The 2,763-nt window shown below is 55.7% G+C and carries 4 protein-coding genes and 2 pseudogenes; 2 read left to right on the top strand and 4 right to left on the bottom strand.

The window, feature by feature from the left end; all coding sequences use genetic code 11:
* Positions 1 to 61 precede the first annotated feature (61 nt).
* Together A5728_RS14805 and A5728_RS14800 are read left to right on the top strand one after the other, a co-directional pair.
* A pseudogene (locus tag A5728_RS14805) lies at positions 62 to 229 on the top strand (transposase); the annotation flags it as partial.
* Between the two features lie 12 nt (positions 230 to 241).
* Positions 242 to 391 (top strand): annotated as a pseudogene (locus A5728_RS14800) (IS3 family transposase); the annotation flags it as partial.
* A gap of 101 nt (positions 392 to 492) precedes the next feature.
* Here the strand turns inward: A5728_RS14800 and A5728_RS13650 are convergent.
* From A5728_RS13650 to A5728_RS09395, 4 genes are all read right to left on the bottom strand, one after another.
* Positions 493 to 885: a DUF2087 domain-containing protein gene (locus A5728_RS13650; RefSeq protein ID WP_186317119.1), complete on the bottom strand. Its 393-nt coding sequence runs from the start codon at positions 883 to 885 to the stop codon at positions 493 to 495.
* Positions 886 to 987: 102 nt separating this feature from the next.
* On the bottom strand, positions 988 to 1,287 hold the full coding sequence (locus tag A5728_RS14185) for a hypothetical protein (RefSeq protein ID WP_144996485.1): 300 nt from the start codon (positions 1,285 to 1,287) through the stop codon (positions 988 to 990).
* A gap of 351 nt (positions 1,288 to 1,638) precedes the next feature.
* Complete coding sequence (locus A5728_RS09400) at positions 1,639 to 2,067, bottom strand: phage antirepressor KilAC domain-containing protein (protein WP_082943375.1); 429 nt, start codon at positions 2,065 to 2,067, stop codon at positions 1,639 to 1,641.
* Entirely contained in the window at positions 2,030 to 2,419 is a 390-nt protein-coding gene (locus tag A5728_RS09395) for a Bro-N domain-containing protein (RefSeq protein WP_064846790.1), read from the bottom strand. Before A5728_RS09395 ends, A5728_RS09400 begins: the two co-directional genes overlap by 38 nt.
* Positions 2,420 to 2,763 lie beyond the last annotated feature (344 nt).

The raw sequence follows: 2,763 nt of genomic DNA, 5'->3' as shown, positions 1-2,763 counted from the left end.
CGGCCTGCTGTACGGATAGGTGACACCGGACCTGGCTGACCCGCGCGGTTGGCCTGGAAGGATGATCACCGTGCCCAAGCCCTACCCTCAAGAGTTCCGTGACGACGTCGTGCGTGTCACGCGCGCCCGTGAAGCGGGCGTCCCCCTCGCTCAGATCGCCAAGGACTTCGGCGTCCACGAGATGACGCTGCGCAAATGGATCCGCCAAGCAGACATCGACGACGGCAACCGTCCCGGGAAGACCCGTGAAGACTCCACGGAGCTGCGCATCGGGATCATCACCTGGATCGAGCGCACCTATCATCGACGCCGCCGACAGGCCCGCCTGGGCCGATTGACCCCCATCGAATACGAGACCATCATGAACCCGGTCATGAGCCTCGCGGCCTGACACCCCAACTGTCCCCTGATCGTGCGGCAGTCCCCCCGGAGTTTTCGACCAGATGAAGACGTGTTTTCAATTGATCCGGCTAGTAATGAAGACCCTGATTCCTAAGAGGCTGCCAGCCAGTACATGGCACCGTCTTGAGTGCGCCCCAATACGCCCGTGTCTACGGCGTGACGACGGAAAAATGCGATGTCCAGAACAAACATTCGTAGACGTTCATTGAGAATAGGCTCTGAAATTCTCTCGTCAGCATCTATAACTCGTCGGATTACCGCGGCGACTGTAGAATCGATTTTTTCATGTTGAAGTTCATTAACGTCAATTTTGTTTCCCAAAAGAATCTCATGTGATCCGAGATGCCCGTCGATCGCTCGCAGAGATTCGCTCAGAAAAGTCTCACGAAACCTGACCTCACTGTTACCGATCTCTGCAAAACCAATCTTAATAAGACCTACAACTAAAGGATCGTCCGCACCCTGCTGTGTAGAGGATAACACCTGACTAATTGTTTCTCTATTTTGGGGGCGTCGAAGCATCGCAATTAATGACCTGAGGGGCCTTAATTCTTGACTCATAATTTCCTAACAGTAGTTAAATTTTTAATCACTTTTGACGAGATTACTGTTATGGCGGCAGCAATCCAAAATATATCTTGGATCCCAATTGTATATAAAATAGCCAAGACCAGCACCAACAACTGTAGCTACCGCGTTCAGCTTTAATGAAATCGCAAGGATAGACCTAGCTGACTCACCTTTTGAGAGACGGTCATTGATTACAAGCGCATCTACTGCGCCGCTCTCTGAAGCTCCTCCGATTCCTGCTAGGATTTGGCCTAGTGCAACCAAAGCAATGTTAGTGGGATCAATGAAGAAAATCAAAAACCCAATAATTCTCATTGCATTTCCAATGAGTAACACAAATCGTGGCGACACTCGATCAAATAATATTGGTAAAGGAAGTCACTTATTGCAGAGGATAAGTTATACATCGACGAAACCAATGCAAGTATAGCTAGCCCAAGTCCGTAGTGCTCAAAATAAATAATATCATATGATACGAAAAGGCCGGCACCAAGTGCAAGGAGAAAATTGTAAATTAATTTAATCATCACATAAAAAAGGTTCCTGTGCAAGAGGGACTGGGCAGATTTTTTTAGTGCTTATGGCAATATATCGACCATTGGTAAAATGGTATGGATCATCAACTATCATCCCTGTAGCAATAACTTTTACAACAGAAATCGGGGTTCAGGCCAACACCTCCACGTCCGTGGCCGGGGTGAGGCAGAGTTTGCGGCGGAGGAAGTCCACGCCGGAGGGCTCGACGCGCGTGGTGTAGGACGTTCCGACCGTGCCGTCGGTGCGGGTGAAGTCGTAGGCCTTGACCGCGAAATGATGCATGTACTTCTGGTACGGGGTGTTGCGCATCGCGCCCTTGGCGATCATGACCCCGGAGGCGCGCATCAGATCAAACAGCTTGTTCTGGGACAGGCCGTGCATCTTGGCGACGTTGCCGATGGAGTAGGTGCCGTCACCGGAGAGGAAGGCGTCGTAGGCCTCACCCTTGGGCTCGAGCTCCTTGGCGTAGGCCTCCATTGCCTCGCGCGCCTCGACCTCTCGGGCGTAGGCACGCAGGGCCTCAGGCAGGGACTGCGGGACCTGCATCTGCGGCTGCATTGACTAGGCCCCCGGTCATGCGGATCTGCGGGAGCACCTCGAGGGTGACCCACCGTTGGAATGCCTTGACCGCGTCCTTGGCACCCTGGTCGGTCATGCGTCCGGTCTGGCGCAGCAGGACCGCGTGGTAGAGACCGGCCTCGGTGATGACCGTGACGTCCTGGTCTCCCCCAAGGGTGCACGTCTGACGTGTGCCCTTCTCGTCCGCGTCCAGCGCACGCACCATGGCGGCGGCGTCGCGGTGGCAGAGCGCCCGCGCCACGTCGCTAGCAACGAACAGCGCTGCGCCGTCCTCCTCGAGGACTCGGACGCCTTGTCCCAGATACTCGTACTGCGTCAGATTCGAGCTCATGCCCCGTTTCCTTCTGGTGTGTGCTCCCTAGAGCGTTGGTCAATTAATGCGTGCGACTGGTCGAGCTGTGCTCAAACAGCTCATCCAAGTCGCGGTCGAGCCATTTACAGATCTGTCGAGCCAGATCCTCGGAGCAATGCTGCATGTTCCCGGTCTCGAGGCCGCTAATCGCGGCTTGCGAGCATCGGCACAGGAGGGACAGTTCGTACTGCGTGAACCTTGCTGCCTTCCAGCGGATCTTAAGCCGCTCCCCACTGAGTGGGCGCATGGGGGGGGGGGGGGGGGGGGGGGGGGGGGGGGGGGGGGGGGGGGGGGGGGGGGGGGGGGGGGGGGGGGGGGGGGGG

Source organism: Kocuria sp. ICS0012, assembly GCF_001665945.1.
Taxonomy (GTDB): domain Bacteria; phylum Actinomycetota; class Actinomycetes; order Actinomycetales; family Micrococcaceae; genus Kocuria; species Kocuria marina.
The sequence above is the reverse complement of the archived record's forward strand: the minus strand, read 5'-3'. Positions and strand labels throughout refer to the sequence as shown.